The organism is Lonsdalea populi (genome assembly GCF_015999465.1).
Taxonomy (GTDB): Bacteria; Pseudomonadota; Gammaproteobacteria; order Enterobacterales; family Enterobacteriaceae; genus Lonsdalea; species Lonsdalea populi.
Genome location: NZ_CP065534.1, coordinates 3001287 through 3021362, shown reverse-complemented (window position 1 = coordinate 3021362; position 20076 = coordinate 3001287). Strand labels below are relative to the sequence as shown.

General features: G+C 58.0%; 21 protein-coding genes and 1 other annotated feature (1 of these 22 cut by a window edge). Of the genes, 18 read left to right on the top strand and 3 right to left on the bottom strand.

All coding sequences use genetic code 11. The features are described 5' to 3' along the window. Positions 1–13 precede the first annotated feature (13 nt). The 5 genes from luxS to I6N93_RS13265 all read left to right on the top strand — a co-directional run bounded on the left by luxS (position 14) and on the right by I6N93_RS13265 (position 5053). Positions 14–529, top strand: coding sequence for an S-ribosylhomocysteine lyase (luxS, locus tag I6N93_RS13280; protein ID WP_026743221.1), 516 nt, complete (start codon positions 14–16; stop codon positions 527–529). 290 nt (positions 530–819) lie between these two features. Next, positions 820–1569 carry an integrase arm-type DNA-binding domain-containing protein gene (locus tag I6N93_RS13275; RefSeq protein WP_438267791.1) on the top strand — a complete coding sequence of 250 codons (750 nt, stop codon included), beginning with the start codon at positions 820–822 and terminating at the stop codon, positions 1567–1569. 214 nt (positions 1570–1783) lie between these two features. Next, a complete protein-coding gene (locus tag I6N93_RS17505) occupies positions 1784–2047 on the top strand; it encodes a hypothetical protein (protein WP_438267792.1) in 264 nt (87 codons plus the stop codon). Further along, positions 2048–2797, top strand: coding sequence for a RadC family protein (gene radC, locus I6N93_RS17500; protein WP_438267794.1), 750 nt, complete (start codon positions 2048–2050; stop codon positions 2795–2797). Between the two features lie 774 nt (positions 2798–3571). Then, complete coding sequence (locus I6N93_RS13265; RefSeq protein WP_197669162.1) at positions 3572–5053, top strand: MFS transporter; 1482 nt, start codon at positions 3572–3574, stop codon at positions 5051–5053. A gap of 41 nt (positions 5054–5094) precedes the next feature. Here I6N93_RS13265 and I6N93_RS13260 read toward each other — a convergent pair whose 3' ends face one another. Next, complete coding sequence (locus I6N93_RS13260; protein WP_085689416.1) at positions 5095–6012, bottom strand: LysR family transcriptional regulator; 918 nt, start codon at positions 6010–6012, stop codon at positions 5095–5097. Between the two features lie 122 nt (positions 6013–6134). Here I6N93_RS13260 and I6N93_RS13255 point away from each other — a divergent pair, with 122 nt between their 5' ends. From I6N93_RS13255 to I6N93_RS13240, 5 genes are all read left to right on the top strand, one after another. Beyond that, on the top strand, positions 6135–7325 hold the full coding sequence (locus tag I6N93_RS13255) for a serine hydrolase domain-containing protein (RefSeq protein ID WP_085689419.1): 1191 nt from the start codon (positions 6135–6137) through the stop codon (positions 7323–7325). Beyond that, a complete protein-coding gene (locus I6N93_RS13250; RefSeq protein ID WP_232100061.1) occupies positions 7325–8566 on the top strand; it encodes an MFS transporter in 1242 nt (413 codons plus the stop codon). The genes I6N93_RS13255 and I6N93_RS13250 overlap by 1 nt, the downstream gene beginning before the upstream one ends. Positions 8567–8580: 14 nt before the next feature. Continuing rightward, entirely contained in the window at positions 8581–9741 is a 1161-nt protein-coding gene (locus tag I6N93_RS13245) for an MFS transporter (RefSeq protein WP_085689422.1), read from the top strand. Next, complete coding sequence (locus tag I6N93_RS17365; RefSeq protein WP_254900120.1) at positions 9738–9866, top strand: hypothetical protein; 129 nt, start codon at positions 9738–9740, stop codon at positions 9864–9866. The genes I6N93_RS13245 and I6N93_RS17365 overlap by 4 nt, the downstream gene beginning before the upstream one ends. A gap of 140 nt (positions 9867–10006) precedes the next feature. Continuing rightward, positions 10007–10375, top strand: coding sequence for a LysR family transcriptional regulator (locus I6N93_RS13240; protein ID WP_438267793.1), 369 nt, complete (start codon positions 10007–10009; stop codon positions 10373–10375). A 273-nt stretch (positions 10376–10648) separates the two neighbouring features. Here the strand turns inward: I6N93_RS13240 and I6N93_RS13235 are convergent, their stop codons facing one another. Beyond that, the gene (locus I6N93_RS13235; protein ID WP_085689424.1) at positions 10649–11443 is read right to left on the bottom strand and encodes a cytochrome C assembly family protein; all 795 of its coding nucleotides are present in this window, start codon (positions 11441–11443) and stop codon (positions 10649–10651) included. 171 nt (positions 11444–11614) lie between these two features. On the opposite strand from I6N93_RS13235, the gene ffh reads away from it, so the two are divergent. The 8 genes from ffh to tyrA all read left to right on the top strand — a co-directional run bounded on the left by ffh (position 11615) and on the right by tyrA (position 18770). Then, positions 11615–12976, top strand: coding sequence for a signal recognition particle protein (ffh, locus tag I6N93_RS13230; protein WP_085689427.1), 1362 nt, complete (start codon positions 11615–11617; stop codon positions 12974–12976). Between the two features lie 158 nt (positions 12977–13134). Next, a complete protein-coding gene (gene rpsP, locus I6N93_RS13225) occupies positions 13135–13383 on the top strand; it encodes a 30S ribosomal protein S16 (RefSeq protein WP_085689430.1) in 249 nt (82 codons plus the stop codon). A gap of 18 nt (positions 13384–13401) precedes the next feature. After that, entirely contained in the window at positions 13402–13950 is a 549-nt protein-coding gene (rimM, locus tag I6N93_RS13220; RefSeq protein WP_085689433.1) for a ribosome maturation factor RimM, read from the top strand. 37 nt (positions 13951–13987) lie between these two features. Beyond that, positions 13988–14740, top strand: coding sequence for a tRNA (guanosine(37)-N1)-methyltransferase TrmD (trmD, locus tag I6N93_RS13215; protein ID WP_085689436.1), 753 nt, complete (start codon positions 13988–13990; stop codon positions 14738–14740). 65 nt (positions 14741–14805) lie between these two features. Then, the gene (gene rplS, locus I6N93_RS13210; RefSeq protein ID WP_026739733.1) at positions 14806–15153 is read left to right on the top strand and encodes a 50S ribosomal protein L19; all 348 of its coding nucleotides are present in this window, start codon (positions 14806–14808) and stop codon (positions 15151–15153) included. A gap of 121 nt (positions 15154–15274) precedes the next feature. Next, positions 15275–15985 (top strand): DUF6216 family protein, encoded by a 711-nt coding sequence (locus I6N93_RS13205; protein ID WP_085689439.1) that lies wholly within the window; start codon positions 15275–15277, stop codon positions 15983–15985. Between the two features lie 589 nt (positions 15986–16574). Next, entirely contained in the window at positions 16575–17639 is a 1065-nt protein-coding gene (locus tag I6N93_RS13200; RefSeq protein ID WP_085689470.1) for a 3-deoxy-7-phosphoheptulonate synthase, read from the top strand. A 12-nt stretch (positions 17640–17651) separates the two neighbouring features. Then, on the top strand, positions 17652–18770 hold the full coding sequence (gene tyrA, locus I6N93_RS13195; RefSeq protein WP_085689442.1) for a bifunctional chorismate mutase/prephenate dehydrogenase: 1119 nt from the start codon (positions 17652–17654) through the stop codon (positions 18768–18770). 56 nt (positions 18771–18826) lie between these two features. Here tyrA and pheA read toward each other — a convergent pair whose 3' ends face one another. Beyond that, a complete protein-coding gene (gene pheA / locus I6N93_RS13190) occupies positions 18827–19990 on the bottom strand; it encodes a bifunctional chorismate mutase/prephenate dehydratase (protein WP_085689445.1) in 1164 nt (387 codons plus the stop codon). 27 nt (positions 19991–20017) lie between these two features. Then, positions 20018–20076 (bottom strand) — a sequence feature (Phe leader region); it runs 67 nt beyond the window's last position.

The window sequence follows — 20076 nt, the reverse complement described above, 5'->3', positions numbered from 1 at the left end:
AGGAGGTGGCAACATGCCATTACTAGATAGCTTTACTGTGGATCATACGCGTATGGCAGCCCCTGCGGTACGGGTCGCAAAAACCATGAAAACTCCTAACGGTGATACCATCACGGTCTTCGATCTGCGTTTCTGCCGTCCTAATCATGAAATCATGCCGGAACGCGGTATTCATACGCTGGAGCATTTGTTTGCAGGTTTCATGCGCGACCATCTGAATGGTGAAGGGGTCGAGATCATTGATATCTCTCCGATGGGATGCCGCACGGGTTTTTACATGAGCCTGATTGGTACGCCGGATGAAGTTCGCGTGGCTAAGGCCTGGAAAGCCTCAATGGAAGATGTTCTGAAAGTAAAAGAACAGCGCAAGATCCCTGAACTGAATGAGTTCCAGTGCGGTACTTATGATATGCACTCGTTGACCGAAGCGCAGGATATTGCTCGTCATATCCTTGAGCACGATGTACGCGTCAATAAGAATGATGAGCTGGCCTTGCCTAAAGACAAACTGGCCGAACTGCATATCTGACAGCAGCCTTAAGAGAGCATTACGCTCTCTTTTTTTGTTTCACGATGACTCCAGCATCGCAATTCGCTGGGCTACGTCAGAGCTCGATACAGCATTTTTATCAACCACTTAGGTGAGTTCGACATATGCCGGTGCTTTCCGAAACTTGACCCGGTTTCCTCTCGCGTGGCTCCCATGCGGCTCTTGAAAACCGGGCTTTCCGAGGAGTCATCATGGCGAAGATAAAGCTGACCAAGTCCGCAGTCGATGCGGCGTAATCCCAGGCCAAGGCCATCGAACTGCGGGATACCGTGGTGCCCGGCTTCCTGTGCAAGATCACCCCGGCGGGCCGCAAGGTGTTCATGCTCCAGTACCGCACGAACGCCAGCGAGCGCCGTAAGCCCGCCCTGGGCCAGTACGGGGAACTGACCGTTGATCAGGCGCGCACGATGGCGCAGGAGTGGCTGGCCGAGGTTCGCCGGGGCGGCGACCCTAGCGCGGCCAAGAATACCACCCGCAAGGCACCGACCATGAAGGAGTTTTGCCGCACCTTTATGGAGGACTACTCCAAGCAGCGCAACAAGCCCAGCACGCAGCGCGGCTATCAGGGCTTGATTGACCGCTGCATCATCCCGATCATGGGCCGGATGAAGGTACAGAACGTGAAACGCCCGGACGTAGCCGCACTGATGAAGAAACTGGCCTACAAGCCGACTGAGGCGAACAAGAGCTTCGGCGTCTTGCGCAAGATGTTCAACCTGGCGGAAGTGTGGGGGCTGGCCCTGACGGCACGAATCCGTGCCGCCACGTCCCGACGTACCCGCCCGGCAAGGAAACCCGGCTCATCGTGGATGACGAGCTTGTGCGGATCTTCCTCCATTTGGAGCACTTGGAGGCGGAAGGAATGGAGAACTACGTTATTCCGCGGGCGATCCGCCTGCAATTCGAGTTCGCCGCTCGCCGCTCCGAAATCTGCCCGCTGGAATGGGACTGGATTGATCTGGAAAAGCGCCGTGTCGTCTGGTCTGACAGCAAGACGGGTGGCATCTCCAAGCCGATGAGCGAGGAAGCCTATCGCTTGCTGTCCACTGCGCCGCGCCGGGAAGGCTGCCCCTACGTCCTGCCGTCGCCCAACGATCCGACCCGAACCGGGCTCGCGGGCTGCGCCCCGTGCTTCGTGCCGAATCACAGCCATTCGGCGTGATCCCTGACGCCTCCGGCACGGATCGTTGATCCGGGCCTGCGCGTGCTGCGCACTTGCCCAACGGCGGGTGTGTGGCTGAGTGGGGTATAGGCGGTCTTGCTGTTCCCTTCACCGTATCACGGCGTTCGCAGCGTCAAGGGCTGCGCGTGCTTGCACGCTGGCGGTCGGCTACGCCCCCTGACTGCTTTACGCTGCGCCGTGCTGGCCACGGTTCCGGGCAATTCCGCCCGAGCAACCGGAGCACGATCATGTCGCAACTGTCCTTTTTCTCGTTCGATGACGCTTTGCTGGTGCGTGACGCCCAAGGGCGCTACCTGCCAGCGTCGGTGAATTAAATTCTTGAAGCCGCACGCCAAGCCATTGATTTGAAGATGCAGCGTGGTGCTGAGTTCACTTCCCCGGCGCTGGTCAAAGAGTACCTGCGCAACAAGATGGCAAGCTTCGAGCATGAAGTCTTTGCGGTGCTGTTCTTGGATACGCGCCACCGGCTGATCGAGTATCGGGAGATGTTCCACGGCACCATCGACAGCACCTCGGTGTATCCGCGCGAAGTGGTCAAGGAAGCGCTGCGGATCAATGCGGCGGCAGTGATCTTCTCGCACAACCATCCGAGCGGGAATCCTGAGCCGTCGCATGCAGACAAGGTGCTGACGCAGCGGCTGAAAGAGGTTCTGACGCTGGTGGAGGTTCGCACGCTGGATCATGTCATGGTGACGGGAGCTAATACAGCGTCGTTTACAGAGCGAGGGCTGATCCAGCGTAGGAGCCTCGGCCCCTTTTTGCTTAAATCGCGGCAACACCATTGCCCAAAATTCCGCATCGCCCGACTGACAATGGCAATATTGCCTTGGGCCGAGAGACATAGTGCCCGGTACAATAGGTTTCCGCTGGGCATTAACATCCCCGCTGCTGCACTTACTGCCGGTAACGGATACGGTCTTCATTCTTCTTTATCGCGTCGAGTGCCTCACGACCTAGTCCTTCGTCGTCGCAAAGACCACGCAAATTTTGAAGGTCGTCGGCGTCTCCAAACTGCCCGATCACTTGAATGGAAAAGGAGGCGATGCGCGCCAGACTATCCATGAACCCATGTTCTTCGTACGTCTCCTGCAACTCGCGATTGCTTAGTGCATCGCGACAGATAACCAGAGCCGTGTTCGTATAGCTCTTTGCAACGTGAGTTCTTGCTCCATCCGAAGACAACATTCGAGATGTAGAAGACCACAGTGCTCCGGCACTTGCCGAAGCGGAGTGGGCCAGTAGCGTGGTTCTCGCACTGAGCGTCTGCAGCGAGGATTCAAGTTCGTAATCGCTCAGCCGGCAAGCCCAGTAAGCTAATTCCCCGCAGGCTCGCATAGTTTCATCGACATCGACAGGCGATGCCGGAGCTGTAGGAAGTGGAAGGCTTAAAATTCCCATCGCTTCGTGCGCTGCGAAAAAGGCCTCGACCGCATCTTGTGGCATGACCGACCGTTTGGCTGGCAACCTAAGCCATGGCTCAATAGCCTCAGAAACTGCGGGGTCACAGTAGTCTGCGAGCTGACGATCAGAATGCCGACAAACGAAACATACTCGGTGCTCGCCCCTTTGAGTGCCTTGAAGAGGAACTGCCGCTTCTGATCGCCAGCGAGATTGTCGACCTCCTCTCAATAGATGCTGTCATACGGGTGATCAAATTGTCGCGAAAAGATACTCCATGCTTCCGTGTCGGCCTGCGGGCCCGGCTCGGAGAACACCCTTTCGATCTCATTTAGGACCACCGTTCTGTCGTTTTCTTCTTCGGCGTCTAGTCCGCCCAACCCCTTCAGCGCATCCTCCGTGATCGGCGTCGCGCATCCGGTCTGGCTGGAGACACGCCCATGATGGTCGCCGATTCGCTGCACGTTGCCGTGCATCTCATCGTGCCATCGGGCATGTCGTTCCGGCTGCTGCTGCCGTATCGTCGCGCGTGCAGCGCGAGCGCAACATCCGGCGCAGCCGTCCAACGTGCAGGCGTCTTGCCTGAATACGGCCGGTCTGCGGCCATTGGCGCGTTCGCCGGCGCGCTGGCTGCAAGCAGCGCAGCACCGCCGGGCCGCCGCTGCCTGGAGCGCCAGCGAGGGGCAAAGGCGGAAGGCAAGACAAAAGGATACGGCACCCAGCGCGGCACCATGCCCGCCTTGCTGTCCATGATGGTCGGTGGCTTCGCCATCGGCACCACCGAGTACGCCAGCGTCGGCGTGCTGCCGCAGATTGCCGATGATTGCGGGGTCAACCTGGTACGCGCCGGGCTGGTCGTCAGCGGCTATGCGCTGGGCGTCAGCTTCGGGTCGCCGATCCTCGCGGCGCTGACTGGAAACCTGTCGCGCAAGGCGCTGATACTGGCGGTGATGGCCTTGTTCGTCCTCGCCAATGCGGCCGCCGCGTCGAGTGCGAGCTATGAAGTCCTCATTGTCGCGCGCATCGTGTCGGCCTTGCCGCATGGCATCTTCTTCGGCGTCGGCGCGGCGATCGCCGCGAGTCTGGTGGGGGCAGATCGGCGGGCCTCGGCAGTGGCGATCGTGTTCGGCGGTCTAACGATCGCCGTCGCCGCCGGTGTGCCGGTCGCCACCGTCATCGGCCAGCGCCTGGGCTGGCCGATGTCCTACTGGTTCGTCGCGGCCATCGGAGTGGTGTCGCTGCTGGCGATGGCGGCCACCTTGCCCCGCAAGATAGACATCGCGCCAGCCGGCAGCCTCATCGAGCAGGTCAAGGTGCTGGGCAGCGGGCGCCTGCTGATCGCGTTCGGCATGAACTTCTGTGCCTGGGGCGGCACCTTCGTCGCCTCCGCCTATCTGCCCAGCATCCTGGCCGACATCACCGGCTTCGACCCGAACGGCGTGGCGTGGATACTGGCCCTCTACGGTGTCTCGGTGATCGTCGGCAATTTCCTCGGCAGGCGCGTCTCCGACAAGAAAGTGGTGCCGGCGCTGGCGCTGATGCTGGGTGCGCAAGCGGCGGTGCTGCTGATCTTCACCTTTACGGCCCCGTCCACGCTCGGTTCGATCCTGACGCTCGGCGCGCTGATGTTCTGCAACGTGCCGGGGCTGGCGCTGTACGTCGTGCAGCTCGCCCAGCGCCATCGGCCCGGCAACGTGGACATCGCTTCCACCATCAACGTGTCGGCCGCCAATGCCGGCATCGCGCTCGGCGCTGTCATCGGCGGGCTGGTGGCGGATTCCCGGCTGGGGCTCGGGGCAACGCCGTGGGTCGGCGTGGTCATGGTCGGCATTGGCCTGCTGCTGACGGTGTGGAGTGGCTGGCTGGACCAAAGAGAGACGGGTGCAGGCTCAGTGCTCTCGAACGCTGTTCGAGAGCACTGAGCTCAGGAGGCGGCATGGGCCACGCAGCGTCATCGACTGCGCTAACCTCTGGGGCTGGGTGTCTTGCTCTTCGTGACCGGAAACACCCTCGCGCTCAGGAAGTCCACCAGCGCCCGCACCTTCGGCGAGGAGTGCTTGCTCGCAGGCCAGAGCACGTGGAAAACGCCGCCGCGCTCCACATGGTCAGCGAGGATGGGTTGAAGCCGGCCGTCGGCCAATGGCTCGCGGATGGCGAAATCCGGCAAATAGGCGATCCCCAGTCCTTGCAGCGCAAAGCACACGCGCGTTTCGATGTTGTTGCAGATCATCGAGGTGGGCAATTGCAGTTCGGGTGCGCCGGGGGCTTGCCGCAGCGCCCAGGTCTCCAGTTTGCCGCTGTTGGGGAAGCGGTAATGCAGGCTGGTGTGCTGCAACAGATCGGCTGGCGTCCTGGGCGTGCCTCGGCGCGTCAGATAGTCGGGCGCGGCCACCAACCGCATCTGGAACGCGCCCAGGCGGCGCGCCGACAAGCGCGAGTCGGCCGGCTCGCCTGTCCGTACCACTGCGTCGAAACCTTCCTCGATCACATCGACCATCCGGTCGGTGAAGTCCAGGTCCAACTCGATCTCGGGGTACTCGCGCATGAACTCGCCGAGTACCGGCAGTACCAGCGAGCTGACCAGCGGCAGGCTCACCCGCAGGCGCCCGCGCGGTGCCGCGGTGGCTTGCGACAACTCCAGTTCCGCCGCTTCGATCTCGGCCAGGATGCGGCGGCTGCGTTCCAGGAACAGCGTGCCCTCGGCGGTCAGCGTGACGCTGCGCGTGCTGCGGTGGAACAGGCGCACCCCCAGCTTCTCCTCCAAGCGCGCCACGCTCTTGCCAACGGCCGAGGCCGATACGCCCAGCAGCCGGCCGGCGGCGACGAAGCTGCGCGTCTCGGCCACCTGCACGAACACCACGAAGCCGTTCAGGTTGTCCATGATCCTCTCCCTTCGCGATTGCGGACACTTTGTTCCACATATAAAGGAACTGTAGCCCACTTTTTCTTTAATCGAGAGGTTTCTATCATCGAGGCATTGCCCATTGAATCGAGGTATTCGCCATGACTCGTTCCATATTTCCCCTGCGGCAAGGGGTTCCACCCGCGCACCTGTCCGCATGTATCCAGGCCGTCGTGCAGCAGGTACTGGACGACCAGCGCCTGGTCGGTGCCGTCATCCTCGTGGTGCGCGACGGCGAACTGATCCACCAGCAGGCTGCCGGCTTCGCCGACCGCGAAAGCGCACGGCCGATGACCACCGAGACGGTTTTTCGTTTGGCGTCGGTCAGCAAGCCCATCGTCTCCGCTGCGGCCCTGGCGCTGGTGGCGCAAGGCCGGCTCGACCTGGATGCGGGCATCGAGCGCTGGTTGCCGGAATTCCAGCCCCGGCTGGCCGACGGCCGCCCGGCACGCATCACGGTGCGGCAACTGCTCAGTCATACGGCCGGCCTCGGCTACCGTTTCTTCGAGGCGGACGCAGCCGGCCCCTACGCACGGGCCGGCGTGTCGGACGGCATGGATGCGTCCGGCATCAGCCTGGAGGAAAATCTGCGCCGCCTCGCCAGCGTGCCGCTGCTGTACGAACCGGGTACGGCCTGGGGCTATTCATTGGCGACGGATGTGCTGGGCGCGCTGATCGCGCGCGTCCACGGCACGCCGCTGGACGAGGCGGTGCGCCGATTCGTCACCGGCCCGCTGGGCATGGTCGATACGGGCTTCGTCGCGCACGATCCCCAGCGCGTGGCGACCGCCTATGTGAACGACGCGCCGCAGCCGCATCGGCTGGCCGAGGGGGAGACGGTCTCGGCCTTCGAGGGCGCCGTGGGCATCACCTACAGCCCATCCCGCATCTTCGATCCGCAGGCATTTCCCTCGGGCGGCGCGGGCATGGCGGGGACGGCGCAAGACCTATTGCGCCTGCTGGAAGCCCTGCGCCAAGGCTGCGGTGCGTTCCTGCCCAACGAATGGATTGAGGATATGGCGCGGGATCAGACGGCCGGTCGGGAACTGCCCGATGCGCCGGGCTTCGGCTTCGGACTGGGATTCTCGGTCTTGCGTGACCCGGTGCTGGCCGTTTCCCCCGAATCGGCCGGTACCTGGCGCTGGGGCGGCGCCTACGGCCACTCCTGGTTCGTGGACCGGGCGCAGGGCCTGAGCGTCGTGGCCTTCACCAACACGTTGTACGAAGGCATGTCCGGCCGCTTCGTCACCGGCCTGCGCGATGCTGTCTATGGCGCTCTGGAGGTGCGGTGATGACTATCTCCTCTGCACGGATGAGAACGACGGCCCATGACCGCCTGCCGCTGGCGTCGCTGCTGGCCTTGGCGATGGCGGCCTTCATCACCATCCTGACCGAAGCGCTGCCGGCTGGCCTGCTGCCGCAGATGGCGCAGGGGTTGGCGATATCCGAAGCCTGGGTCGGGCAGACCGTGACGATCTACGCCATCGGTTCGCTGGTGGCGGCGATTCCGCTGACCGCCGCCACGCAGGGCGTGCGCCGCCGCCCGCTGCTGCTGGCGGCCATCGCCGGTTTCGTCGTCGCCAATACCGTCACCACGTTTTCCGGCAGCTATGCCCTGACCATGGTGGCGCGCTTCCTGGCGGGTGTGTCGGCCGGGCTGCTGTGGACGCTGCTGGCGGGCTATGCCGCGCGCATGGTACCCGAGCACCAGAAGGGGCGCGCCATCGCCGTTGCGATGGTCGGTACGCCGCTGGCACTGTCCCTGGGCGTGCCGGCCGGCACCTTCCTCGGCAATTGGGTGGGCTGGCGGACGTGCTTCGGCATCATGAGCGGTCTGGCGCTGGTGCTCATGGTGTGGGTGCGCATCAAGTTGCCGGACTTCGCCGGCCAGGCGGCGGGCAAGCGCTTGTCGCTGGGGCACGTGTTCACGGTGCCCGGTGTGCGCCTGGTGCTGTTCGTGGTGCTGGCCTTCGTGCTGGCGCACAACATCCTCTATACCTATATCGCGCTGTTCCTCGCGGCGGCGGGCATGGTCGAGCGAACGGACCTGGTGCTGCTGGTGTTCGGCGTCACCTCGCTGCTGGGTATCTGGATCGTCGGCGTGCTGCTCGAACGCCATCTGCGTGCGCTGACGCTCGCCAGCACCGTCGTGTTCGGCCTGTCCGCCCTGGCGCTCGGCGTGGCGGGCGATGTGCCTTTCGTGGTCTATGCCGCGGTGGCGGCCTGGGGACTGGCCTTCGGCGGCGCGGCGACGCTGTTCCAGACGGCGTTGGCCAAAACGGCCGCGAAACACGGCGATGGGGCGGCGGATGTCGCCCAGTCGATGCTGGTCACCGCCTGGAACACGGCCATTGCTGGTGGCGGCATCGTTGGCGGCGTGCTGCTCGAACGCCTCGGCGTCGGCGCGTTCGCCCCGGCCTTGCTGGTGTTGCTGGCGGCGACGCTGGTGGTGGTGTGGGCGGCCAGGCGGCACGGCTTTCCCGCGCCGGTGGGTGCGGCCGGGTCATGCCCGGCAACGACGCCCGATCGATAGACTGAGGCGCAGCCATGAACGGCGCACGCGCACTGTTCTTAATCGCACTGGGGCTGTTCGGCCTGTATGCCGTCGAGTTCGGCGTGGTCGGCATCCTGCCGGCGGCCATCGTCCAGCGTCACGGCATCAGCGTGGCCCAGGCCGGATGGCTGGTGGTGCTGTTCGCGGGCGTGGTCGCGGTGTGCGGGCCGGCCATGGTGCTGTGGCTGTCGCGCTTCGACCGGCGCAAGGTACTGGCCGGCTCGCTGCTGGTCTTCAGTCTGTGCAGCCTGCTGTCGGCCTGGGCGCCCAGCTTCGGGGTGCTGATGGCGCTGCGCGTGCCGTCGGCCCTGCTGCACCCGGTGTTCTTCTCGGTGGCCTTCGCCGCGGCCGCGTCGCTGTACCCGGCGGAACGTGCCGCGCACGCCACCTCGATGGCATTCCTCGGCATCTCGCTGGGGCTGGTGCTGGGCGTGCCCCTGGCCACCTGGATGGAGGCCAGGGTGTCCTACGAGGCGGCGTTCTACTTCTGCGCGGCGGTGAGCCTGGCCGCTGCCGCCGGGATGTGGATCATGCTGCCCTCCAGGCCCGAGCCGCAGGCGGCCACGCCGGGACGTCCGCTGGCCGTCCTGCGTAGACCCACGGTGTGGCTGTCGATTGCGATGGCGGTGTGCGTGTTCGCCGCCATGTTCTCCGTCTATAGCTATGCCGCCGAATACCTGGCGCGGCAGGCGCGCCTGGGCGGCGAGGCGATCAGCGTGCTGCTGGCAGTCTTCGGCGTGGGCGGCGTGCTGGGCAACCTGCTGGCCGGGCGTGCGCTGGGACGCCGGCTCGCTTGGACCGTGCTGGGCTATCCTGCGGCGCTGGCGGCCGCCTATGGCGTGCTATTGGTGTTCGCTTCGCCGTCGTTCGCGGCCATGCTGCCGATCTGCCTGCTGTGGGGCGCGGCGCACACCAGCGGTTTGATTGTCAGCCAGATGTGGATGATTTCGGCGGCACCGGATGCGCCCGAGTTTGCCACCAGCCTCTATGTCTCGGCGGCCAACCTCGGTGTGGTGCTCGGGGCCGCGGTCGGGGGCGGTTTTATCGACGCGGTGGGGATGCGGGGAACGGTTTGGAGTGGCTGGCTGTTCGCGGCAGCGGCGATGGCTGCCGTGCTGGCGAGAAAGCCCTGGCGGGCAAGAGAGGCCGCATGAACGACGCTACGCTGGCAAAGGCTCCTTCGTATGCCACGACCGTCCAGTCCATCTGGCGGCTTTGGGCGGCGATGTGGCTGATGACGGCGGCGTTCATGCTGGTTGTGGCTGCGGGCTTTCTTTGACCGACGTGCCTGGACTGGCGCATGGTGCCAGCGCATTTGCCGTCGTGCAGGGCTCTGTGGCCAGCGTCGGTGGATTATGGGTCTCCTCCCGGCCGTTGACGGAACGGCCTGGGTCACAGGGAACGAGGGAGGGGGGACGCTTGGAGCTTCGCCACCTGCGCTGCTTCCTGGCTGTGGACGAGCGGCTGCACATCGAACAATCGCCGCTGTCGCGCGCCATCAAAGAGCTTGAGGAAGAACCGGGCGTGGTGCTGTTCGCCCGTACCACGCGCAGCACGCGACTGACCCGTGCGGGCAAGCTGTTCCTCGATCACGTGCCGCGCGTGTTCACCGCCTTGCAGCAGGCGCGCGACAGTGTGAAGGCCGCAGCCAATGGCTTCCACGGCCAGTTGCGCATTGCCATGTCCGACGGCATCACGCCGTCACGCCTGCCGGCCTTGCTGGCGTTGTGCCGGCAAGAGGAACCCGAAGTCGAGATCAGGCTGTTCGAGGTGCCGCTATCGCACTAGATCAAGGGTCTGCATGATGACCTGTACGACGTGGGGTTCGCTCGCGCCGATGAAGCCGGTGATGGCATTGTGGCTGTGCCTGTCTGGAGCGACCCGCTGACGGTACGAACGGCACGCGCTTGATGGTGTGGGACACTTCCCGCAGCGCGAAGCGCCGCAGTTCGTCGCCGAGGCCATTCTACGGTTCTCTATTGCCCCGTATATGGTTTCAAGTCCCGCGTGATTTGCACGAAAGGCTTGATGCCGGCCCTTTTTTGTGTATGAAACGTGAGTTTAATGAACGAGAAAAGGGTTAATCACACGGCTGCCGAAATAGGACAGCGTCAACAGCAATGCGCCTATCAGATTGAAGTAAACTACACGGCGACCTCTCCAACCTTCATGGTAGTGTCCCCATAGCAGCAGAATATAGACGAACCAGGCCAGCAAAGAGAACAGCGCCTTATGGAGATTCTCTTTATTGTTCAGCAAGTCGCTCATGTAAAACATCCCGGTGCACAGTGTCAGCGTCAGCAGAATGACGCCGACCTGAGTAATGTGAAACATTTTGCGTTCAATACTGAGCAGCGGCGGCATATCCGACGTAAATCCCAACATTTTATTCTTCAACATGTAGTCCAGCGACGCCATCTGCAGTGCGTACAGCGCGGCAATCATCAGTGTGGCGTAGGCAAACAGCGCCAAGCCAATATGGACCATCAGCCAGGGTTCATGTTCGAGATGGGTGATAAATTCGCCCGGCATAAAAGTCGCGAACGCCAAGTTGATGAGGGCGAAGGTATAAACGACGGGCAGCAGAAACCAGCCGCGATTACGCGTGGCGACGAAGGTCATGACCGAACAGATCATCAGACTGACCAGCGAGCCGATGTTGAGCAGGCTCAGATTCTGCCCAGCGTAGACATCAAAGATGCGTTGATAGAGCGCCACGGCATGACAGGCAAGCGCGAGCACCGCAGAGGCTACCGCCAACCGACGATAGGCGCTGTTCTTTTTCAACAGGCTGGGAACAATCAGCCCCAGACTGAGCGAATAGGCCGCTAAAGCCACGATGGCGAAAACAGACATAGCGTTAGATTATTTAATATCAACAGAGTAATAAGAACGGCCAGTATAGCCTTAGTCATTACGGCCCACCAACCTGTTATCCGTAAACACTCGCGGAGATTGCCGCCGCTTTCGTGTTATAATCCCCACCGTTCACGTCGCGATAGCGGCCAGTTTACGTTGAGCAGAGCTATGTTTGAAAATCTAACCGATCGACTATCGCGCACTTTGCGCAACATCAGTGGCCGCGGCCGACTGACTGAAGAGAATATTAAAGAGACGCTGCGCGAAGTTCGCATGGCGTTACTTGAAGCCGATGTGGCACTGCCCGTGGTGCGTGATTTCATCAATCGCGTCAAGGAGCGGGCCGTCGGCCACGAGGTGAATAAAAGCCTGACGCCGGGGCAGGAGTTCGTCAAGATTGTTCAGAACGAACTGGTTGCCTCGATGGGCGAGGTCAATGCCGAGCTGAATCTGGCGGCGCAGCCTCCCGCCGTTGTCCTAATGGCGGGTTTGCAAGGTGCGGGTAAAACGACCAGCGTCGGTAAGCTGGGTAAGTTCCTGCGCGAAAAGCAGAAGAAAAAAGTGCTGGTGGTTTCAGCGGACGTGTATCGCCCTGCGGCGATTAAACAGCTGGAAACGTTGGCGCAGACGGTTGGTGTCGACTTTTTCCCTTCCGACGCCGGTCAAAAGCCGGTCGATATCGTCAATCAAGCGTTAAAGCATGCCCAACTGCAGTTTTATGATGTCCTGCTGGTGGATACCGCGGGTCGTTTGCACGTTGACGATGCGATGATGGATGAGATTAAGCAGGTCCATGCGGCGTTGAATCCGGTGGAAACCCTGTTTGTAGTTGATGCGATGACCGGTCAGGATGCGGCGAACACGGCGAAAGCGTTTAATGAGGCGCTGCCGCTGACCGGTGTGATCCTGACTAAAATCGACGGTGACGCCCGCGGTGGTGCGGCGCTGTCTATCCGCCATATCACCGGCAAGCCGATCAAATTCCTCGGCGTCGGTGAAAAGACGGAGGCTCTCGAACCGTTCCACCCGGATCGTATCGCGTCCCGTATTCTGGGAATGGGAGACGTTCTGTCCCTTATTGAAGAGCTGGAAACCAAGGTTGACCGTACCCAAGCGGAGAAGCTGGCGAAAAAGCTGAAAAAGGGCGACGGGTTCGACCTGACCGACTTCCTTGACCAGCTCAAGCAGATGCGCTACATGGGCGGCATGGCCAACATGATGAGCAAGCTGCCGGGAATGGGCCAACTGCCGGACAACGTAAAGTCCCAGATGGACGACAAAATTCTGGTGCGTATGGAAGCCATCATTAATTCTATGACGCAGAAAGAGCGCGCTAAACCTGAAATCATCAAGGGTTCACGCAAGCGCCGTATCGCTATGGGGTCAGGCATGCAGGTGCAAGACGTCAATCGGCTGCTGAAGCAGTTCGACGACATGCAGCGCATGATGAAGAAGATGAAAAATGGCGGCATGGCGAAAATGATGCGCGGAATGAAAGGTATGATGCCACCGGGCTTCCCGGGGCGCTAACGTCCGATGTTTTACCGCAGCGTAGAAAGTATTCGGGGATGAAGCACGCTTTAGATTGCTTTTTGCGCCAAAATGAGTAAAATTTTCGGGCTTTTTATATGACACTGGGCCCCGTTCCTCGATGGGGCCCGGTTGTTTTATTAACTAAAGAGGATGTTATGGTAACTATTCGTTTGGCACGTGGCGGCGCTAAAAAACGCCCGTTCTACCAAGTCGTCGTGACCGATAGCCGCAATGCGCGCGACGGTCGTTTTATTGAGCGTGTAGGTTTCTTCAACCCGATCGCAACCGGTCAGGCCGAAGCACTGCGTCTGGACCTGGATCGTATCGAGCACTGGGTTGGCCAGGGCGCTACCGTTTCTGATCGCGTTTCTGCGCTGGTCAAAGACGCTAAAAAAGCAGCATAACCTGTTGCGGTGGTGACAATGAGCAAGCAACTTAGCCCTCAAGCTCCTAAGAACCCGGTAGTATTGGGGAAAATGGGGTCGACGTATGGCATCAGAGGTTGGCTCAGAGTGTTTTCCTCCACCGAAGATGCCGAAAGTATCTTTGACTATCAGCCCTTGTATCTGCGGAATAAAGGCGACTTGCAGCTCATCGAAATAGAGAGCTGGAGGCACCATAATCAGGACCTGATCATCAAGATCAAAGATGTTGAAGATCGGGATGCGGCGAATCTGTTGACCAATTGCGAGATCGTTGTCGACGTATCGCAGCTTCCTGAGCTGGATGAGGGTGATTATTACTGGAAAGATCTTATTGGCTGCGAAGTCGTAACCGTCGCCGGTTACGGGCTGGGCAAAGTCATCGATATGATGGAAACCGGTTCGAACGACGTAATGGTAGTAAGAGCTAACTTGAAAGATGCTTACGGGGTCAAGGAGCGGTTAATTCCGTTCCTGACAGAGCAGGTGATCAAGCATGTTGACCTTTCTACTCATCGTATTGAAGTAGATTGGGATCCTGGTTTTTGATCTCCGTACAACGAGCAGTAACGAGTGGAACGATGCTATGTGGATTGGGGTAATCAGCCTGTTTCCAGAAATGTTCCGCGCCATTACTGATTATGGAGTCACTGGCCGGGCAGTAAAAAATGGCCTGCTGAGCGTAGAATATTGGAGTCCGCGAGACTTCACCTACGACCGGCATCGCACCGTGGACGATCGCCCTTATGGCGGCGGTCCCGGGATGCTGATGATGGTGCAACCTTTACGGGATGCGATTCATGCAGCGAAAGCAGCGGCAGGCGAAGGCGCTCGGGTGATTTATTTGTCACCACAGGGCCGCAAATTAGATCAGCAAGGCGTACGTCAACTTGCCACACATCAGAAGATGATTCTGGTCTGTGGAAGGTACGAGGGCATTGACGAGCGCGTAATTAAAACCGAAGTCGACGAAGAGTGGTCTATCGGTGATTATGTGCTCAGCGGCGGCGAACTGCCGGCAATGACGCTGATTGACTCTGTTTCCCGGTTCATCCCGGGCGTGCTGGGTCATGAAGCTTCGGCGGAAGAAGACTCTTTTGCGGATGGATTGCTGGATTGCCCCCATTTCACCCGGCCTGAAGTGTTGACGGGGATGGAAGTTCCGGCAGTTTTACTGTCAGGCAACCATGCTGAGATACGTCGCTGGCGTTTGAAGCAGTCGCTGGGCCGAACCTGGCTTAGAAGACCTGAACTTCTGAAAAGCCTAGCTCTGACTGACGAGCAAACAACGTTGTTAGCTGAATTCCAACGGGAATATCAGTCTCAACAAGAGTATTAAGGGGCCGCAACGGCGCAGTGCCGGGCGAACCCATATATCAGTTTACCTAGGGTAAGAGACATATTATGAGCAACATCATTAAACAGATCGAGCAAGAGCAGATGAAGCAAGACGTACCTTCATTCCGTCCGGGTGATTCCGTGGAAGTTAAGGTATGGGTCGTTGAAGGTTCTAAAAAACGTCTGCAGGCATTCGAGGGCGTGGTTATCGCTATTCGTAACCGCGGTCTGCATTCTGCATTCACTGTTCGCAAGATTTCTAACGGCGAAGGCGTGGAACGTGTATTCCAGACGCATTCTCCGGTAGTGGACAGCATTACTGTGAAACGCCGTGGTGCCGTACGTAAAGCGAAACTGTACTACCTGCGTGAGCGTGCTGGTAAGTCTGCTCGCATCAAAGAGCGTCTTAACTAAGAACGCGCTTTCGCGACATCCGAAAGTCGTTTTGAATAAAGGGGGTGGCCTATATGCCGCCCCTTTTTTTGTATGTAAAAAGCGTTAGATAAAGGGTGGATAAAGCATTTAAGGAGAAATTATGGACAACTTAGATCAAGTCAACGCCATTCTGGGTAGCCCGCTATGGGGGGCTTTCGCCGCCGCCGCGGCGCTTTGCGTTAGAGTCGTTTGGCGATGGCTAAGAACCCTTCCTGAAGATCGCGAAGCGTGGGGACTTATCGATGACGTAAAACCCTGGATGATCAGGCTGAGCGGCATTAAATCCAGAAAAAAGCTGCTGACGCCTCCGGGTCGGGCCGACTACCTTGGCGCCGTTATCTTATCCATCCTATTTGCCAGCCTGTTCAGCGTGATGACCTATGTCATGGGCCGTTACGTCATCCCTGTTCCTCACGACTGGGCGTCGTTAACGATGACGGTGGAAGGGAAGGAAAACTTCTTGTTAACGCTAGATAAAGCGAAGGGGGTGGTGGATCAGCAGCCTTGGGAAATCACGCCTACGACCTGTAGGAGTCAATCCTATGACGATATCTCACTTGATTTGCACCTTTCTCCCGCGTTGGTAAGGACCGTATGCGGTAACATTGGCATGGAAAAGTCACAGCAGGATATTCAAAAAAGAATCGATGAGACTCGCTACAACAAGGTTTGGTTTTCCATCATCTACTTATACTTTCTGGTGTTCTTTGTTTTCATCTTAATCTCGATATTCTCAGACATTTTGTTGCGTAAAAAAGCCATTGCTCACCACGAGAAAGAAAAAGCCATTGCTCATCAATATCTGACATGACATAAGCCATATGGTGTAAAGGCTGTACTCTCCCTGCAATCACGTAAATCAAATCTAGCAATAATGGCATCGGCCTTCCGCTAAATTTAGACGACCTTAGCAGAGTAGACGTGTATCGATGGACGATGCGCTCACATTTTTGGTGTAATAATAAGTTTACACTCGTTGCGGGTTTAGATTGTCTAATGCCCTTTATGATTGTCTTTCTGGATTAGCTCATCCAACGAGCAAAGGGTGAAACGCTGTTTTATATTTTAGGTAGATAATACAACGTTTTTCCTGTAAATTTTGTTTTTAATGTCTTAATTTTATTAAGATTTTATCTTTTTTTTGGAAGTAATCAAAAGCCAAGAAGTTTAGGCTATCGGCCTCTCATATTAAGTGTTATTCAGTGACGAGATGCCAATATCGGACATACCTTTTCGGGGCGGAAATACAAATTCCACCCCGTATATCACGCGGCTTATAAGGGTAATCATAACTTTACGCTCGGTGGTTTTAAATATTTACACCCTGTGATACTGTGTCCCGAGTAATGTACACATCGCCGCCATCGCACAGGCACAAAATAAGGGACAGGACCATGATCATGCAAAAAGACGCGCTTAATAACGTCAATATCGTTGAAGAGCAGATATTGATTACTCCGCAAGAATTGAAAGCCAAATTTCCACTGAGCGCAAATGCTCAGCAGGCGATTTCTCGTTCTCGACAGGCAGTGGCGGACATTATCCACGGTCGGGATAACCGGTTGCTGATTGTATGCGGCCCTTGTTCCATTCATGACACTGATGCCGCGCTGGAATATGCGCGCAGGTTGCAGGCTTTGTCGGCAGAACTGAGCGACAGGCTCTATATCGTCATGCGCGTTTACTTCGAGAAACCTCGCACTACGGTAGGTTGGAAAGGGTTGATTAACGATCCGTATATGGACGGTTCGTGCGATATGGAAGCCGGTCTGCACATTGCGCGCGATTTGCTGCTGAAACTGGTGAATATTGGTCTTCCGCTGGCGACGGAAGCGCTGGATCCCAATAGTCCGCAGTACTTGGGGGATCTTTTCAGCTGGTCGGCTATCGGCGCGAGAACCACGGAGTCGCAGACACACCGTGAGATGGCGTCCGGGCTTTCCATGCCGGTCGGATTTAAAAATGGCACGGATGGCAGCCTTGGCACGGCCATCAATGCCATGAAAGCCGCCTCGATGGCGCATTGTTTTATGGGGATCAACCAAAGCGGTCAGGTGTGTCTGCTGCATACGCAGGGGAATACCGACGGTCATGTGATTTTACGCGGTGGCAAAAGGCCCAACTACAATGCGGAAGATGTGGCGGAATGTGAAAAACAGATGCGTGATGCGGGACTGAAACCGGCGCTGATGATAGATTGCAGTCACGGAAATTCTAATAAAGATTATCGTCGCCAGCCTCTGGTGGTGGAGTCTGCCGTGGAGCAGCTCAAAGCCGGCAATCGATCCATCATCGGCCTGATGCTGGAAAGCCACCTGAATGAAGGCAGCCAGTCTTCCGAACAGCCGCGTGCCCAGATGCATTATGGTGTGTCTGTCACAGATGCCTGCATTAGTTGGGAAAAGACAGAATCGTTATTGCGATCGGTGCACCAGGATCTTGGCGCGATACGCACCAATCAGTAAGGAGAAGAATAGATGACCGCTGAACTGACCACATTACGTGATCAAATTGACGAGGTAGATAAGGCACTATTGGCATTGTTGTCTCGGCGGTTAAAACTCGTCGCAGAAGTGGGCGAAGTGAAAAGTCACTATGGTTTACCGATTTATGCGCCGGATCGGGAAGCGAAGATGTTGGCTTCTCGTCGAAAGGAGGCCGAAGCCTTAGGTGTTCCTCCCTCTTTAATTGAGGATGTGCTGCGCCGCGTCATGCGTGAATCCTACTCCAGCGAAAATGACAAGGGGTTCAAAACGTTGAACCCTTCACTGCGGTCGGTCGTCATTATCGGAGGTCGCGGTCAGATGGGACGCATGTTCGATAAAATGCTGACCCTTTCCGGTTACCAGGTCAAAATCCTGGAACAGGAGGACTGGCCTCGGGCGAACGAACTGCTGGCGGATGCAGGAATGGTGATCGTCAGCGTACCAATTCATCTTACCGAACAGGTGATTGCTCAACTGCCGCCGCTGCCGGAGGACTGCCTGCTGGTGGATTTGGCGTCGGTCAAAAATGGTCCGCTGCAGGCGATGCTGGCTGTGCATCAGGGACCCGTCGTGGGGTTGCACCCGATGTTCGGTCCGGATACCGGCAGTCTGGCCAAGCAGGTGGTGGTGTACTGCGATGGTCGTCAACCCGAAGCCTATCAGTGGCTGCTGGAACAGATCCGTGTCTGGGGCGCGCGTTTGCATCGTATCAGCGCGGTCGAGCACGATCAGAATATGACCTTCATTCAGGCGTTGCGCCATTTCACAACGTTTGTTTACGGATTACATCTGACGGAAGAAAATGTTCAGATTGAACAATTGCTGGCGCTATCATCGCCTATTTACCGGCTGGAGTTGGCGATGGTGGGGCGGTTGTTTGCTCAGGATCCGCAGCTTTATGCAGACATCATCATGTCATCCGGTAATAACCTGGCTTTGATCAAGCGTTATTACCAGCGGTTCGGCAAAGCGATTGCGCTTTTAGAGAATGGCGATAAAACGGCGTTCATCAACAGTTTTAAGAAAGTGGAACATTGGTTCGGCGACTATTCACGTCGGTTTATGAGCGAAAGCCGCACATTGCTTCAACAGGCCAACGATATCCGCTGACCCTTTATTTACGCGCTGCTATCTCCTCATCCTCAAGGAAATGGCGGCGCTTGCATTTAACCGCCCAGATCGACCGGGACGATATTCTCGCTAGGGTAACAGCCGAGCACTTTCAGCGAACGGGTGATAGCCGTGAGCTCATTAATGGCTTTTTGCATCGGTTTGCTGCGCAGATTGGCCTGTACATCGATGTAAAATATCTCCTCCCACGGATTGCCGTAGATTGGACGAGACTCCAGTTTGGTCATGATAATGCCTTGATCTCGCAGGACTTGCAGCGCTTCGACTAGCGCGCCCGATTGCTGGCCGGTTGCCATAATCAATGTGGTTTTAGCCGGAACCTGTTCTGCAACGTCGATTGGCTTGCGAGCCAGTACGATGAAGCGGGTGTAGTTTTGCGTCTGGTTCGCCAGGTTGTGTTCCAGTACCTGCAGATTGTAGAGCGTCCCGCCGGCCTCACTCCCCAGCGCGGCAGCGTGAGGAGAGTTCAGTTCAGCTACTTTTGCCATAGCGGCGGCGCTGCTTTCACAATATTCAATTTTCCAGTTCGGGTAGCGATTGATAAAATGGCTGCACTGTTGGAAAGGCTGAGGATGGCTATAAACGGTCTGGATCTGGTCAAGCTGAGTATCTGTAGAGACCAACACACAGTGGTCGATAGGGTTGGACAGTTCGCCTACGATCGATAACCCCGTATGTTGCAGCAAGTCATAGACGTCGTTGATCGATCCTGAGCTGGTATTTTCGATCGGTAGAACGCCGTAATCGGCATAACCGTTCTCAACGGTGGTGAAAATATCCTGAAACTTCTGGCAGCCGCATTCGATGATCTGGTCGAAGTGACGCGCGGTGTATTGACGTGCGGCCAGATGGGAATAGGAGCCTTTAGGGCCGAGGAACGCCACACGAGCCGAGAGTGCGCCGGTTTGATTCAGGTGCTGCTGGAGCAGGGCCTGCTGGGTAAGCACGGAGTCTTCGATAATCAGTTGGAACAGTCGGGTGATGTAGTGACCATCAAGTTGATACTTCTTGCCCGCGTCCACTAGACGTGCTAGCAGGTCGCGTTCACGCTCTTTATCTCTGATAGGACGGTGAGTGGTTTGCTTCGCTCGGGCAACGTCCAGAGCTAGCTCACGCCGTTGGGCGAGAAGCCCTAGCAGCTGTAAATCCAGCGCGCTGATGCGTTCGCGCAGTGTCAATAACAACGAATTGTCGGTCATTTTGCTTTACCCTGTTTGCTGTCCAAAACAAAAAAAGCCTCCTGGTTTCAGGAGGCTTTTTGTTCGTCTTCGTATTCTTACTCACA

What these genes read in the sequence shown, in the direction of transcription:
- luxS (WP_026743221.1), top strand. Translation starts at nt 14, where the DNA reads ATGCCATTACTAGATAGCTTTACTGTGGATCATACGCGTATGGCAGCC.
- I6N93_RS13265 (WP_197669162.1), top strand. Translation starts at nt 3,572, where the DNA reads ATGATGGTCGCCGATTCGCTGCACGTTGCCGTGCATCTCATCGTGCCA.
- I6N93_RS13260 (WP_085689416.1), bottom strand. Translation starts at nt 6,012, where the DNA reads ATGGACAACCTGAACGGCTTCGTGGTGTTCGTGCAGGTGGCCGAGACG.
- I6N93_RS13255 (WP_085689419.1), top strand. Translation starts at nt 6,135, where the DNA reads ATGACTCGTTCCATATTTCCCCTGCGGCAAGGGGTTCCACCCGCGCAC.
- I6N93_RS13250 (WP_232100061.1), top strand. Translation starts at nt 7,325, where the DNA reads ATGACTATCTCCTCTGCACGGATGAGAACGACGGCCCATGACCGCCTG.
- I6N93_RS13245 (WP_085689422.1), top strand. Translation starts at nt 8,581, where the DNA reads ATGAACGGCGCACGCGCACTGTTCTTAATCGCACTGGGGCTGTTCGGC.
- I6N93_RS17365 (WP_254900120.1), top strand. Translation starts at nt 9,738, where the DNA reads ATGAACGACGCTACGCTGGCAAAGGCTCCTTCGTATGCCACGACCGTC.
- I6N93_RS13235 (WP_085689424.1), bottom strand. Translation starts at nt 11,443, where the DNA reads ATGTCTGTTTTCGCCATCGTGGCTTTAGCGGCCTATTCGCTCAGTCTG.
- ffh (WP_085689427.1), top strand. Translation starts at nt 11,615, where the DNA reads ATGTTTGAAAATCTAACCGATCGACTATCGCGCACTTTGCGCAACATC.
- rpsP (WP_085689430.1), top strand. Translation starts at nt 13,135, where the DNA reads ATGGTAACTATTCGTTTGGCACGTGGCGGCGCTAAAAAACGCCCGTTC.
- rimM (WP_085689433.1), top strand. Translation starts at nt 13,402, where the DNA reads ATGAGCAAGCAACTTAGCCCTCAAGCTCCTAAGAACCCGGTAGTATTG.
- trmD (WP_085689436.1), top strand. Translation starts at nt 13,988, where the DNA reads ATGTGGATTGGGGTAATCAGCCTGTTTCCAGAAATGTTCCGCGCCATT.
- rplS (WP_026739733.1), top strand. Translation starts at nt 14,806, where the DNA reads ATGAGCAACATCATTAAACAGATCGAGCAAGAGCAGATGAAGCAAGAC.
- I6N93_RS13205 (WP_085689439.1), top strand. Translation starts at nt 15,275, where the DNA reads ATGGACAACTTAGATCAAGTCAACGCCATTCTGGGTAGCCCGCTATGG.
- I6N93_RS13200 (WP_085689470.1), top strand. Translation starts at nt 16,575, where the DNA reads ATGCAAAAAGACGCGCTTAATAACGTCAATATCGTTGAAGAGCAGATA.
- tyrA (WP_085689442.1), top strand. Translation starts at nt 17,652, where the DNA reads ATGACCGCTGAACTGACCACATTACGTGATCAAATTGACGAGGTAGAT.
- pheA (WP_085689445.1), bottom strand. Translation starts at nt 19,990, where the DNA reads ATGACCGACAATTCGTTGTTATTGACACTGCGCGAACGCATCAGCGCG.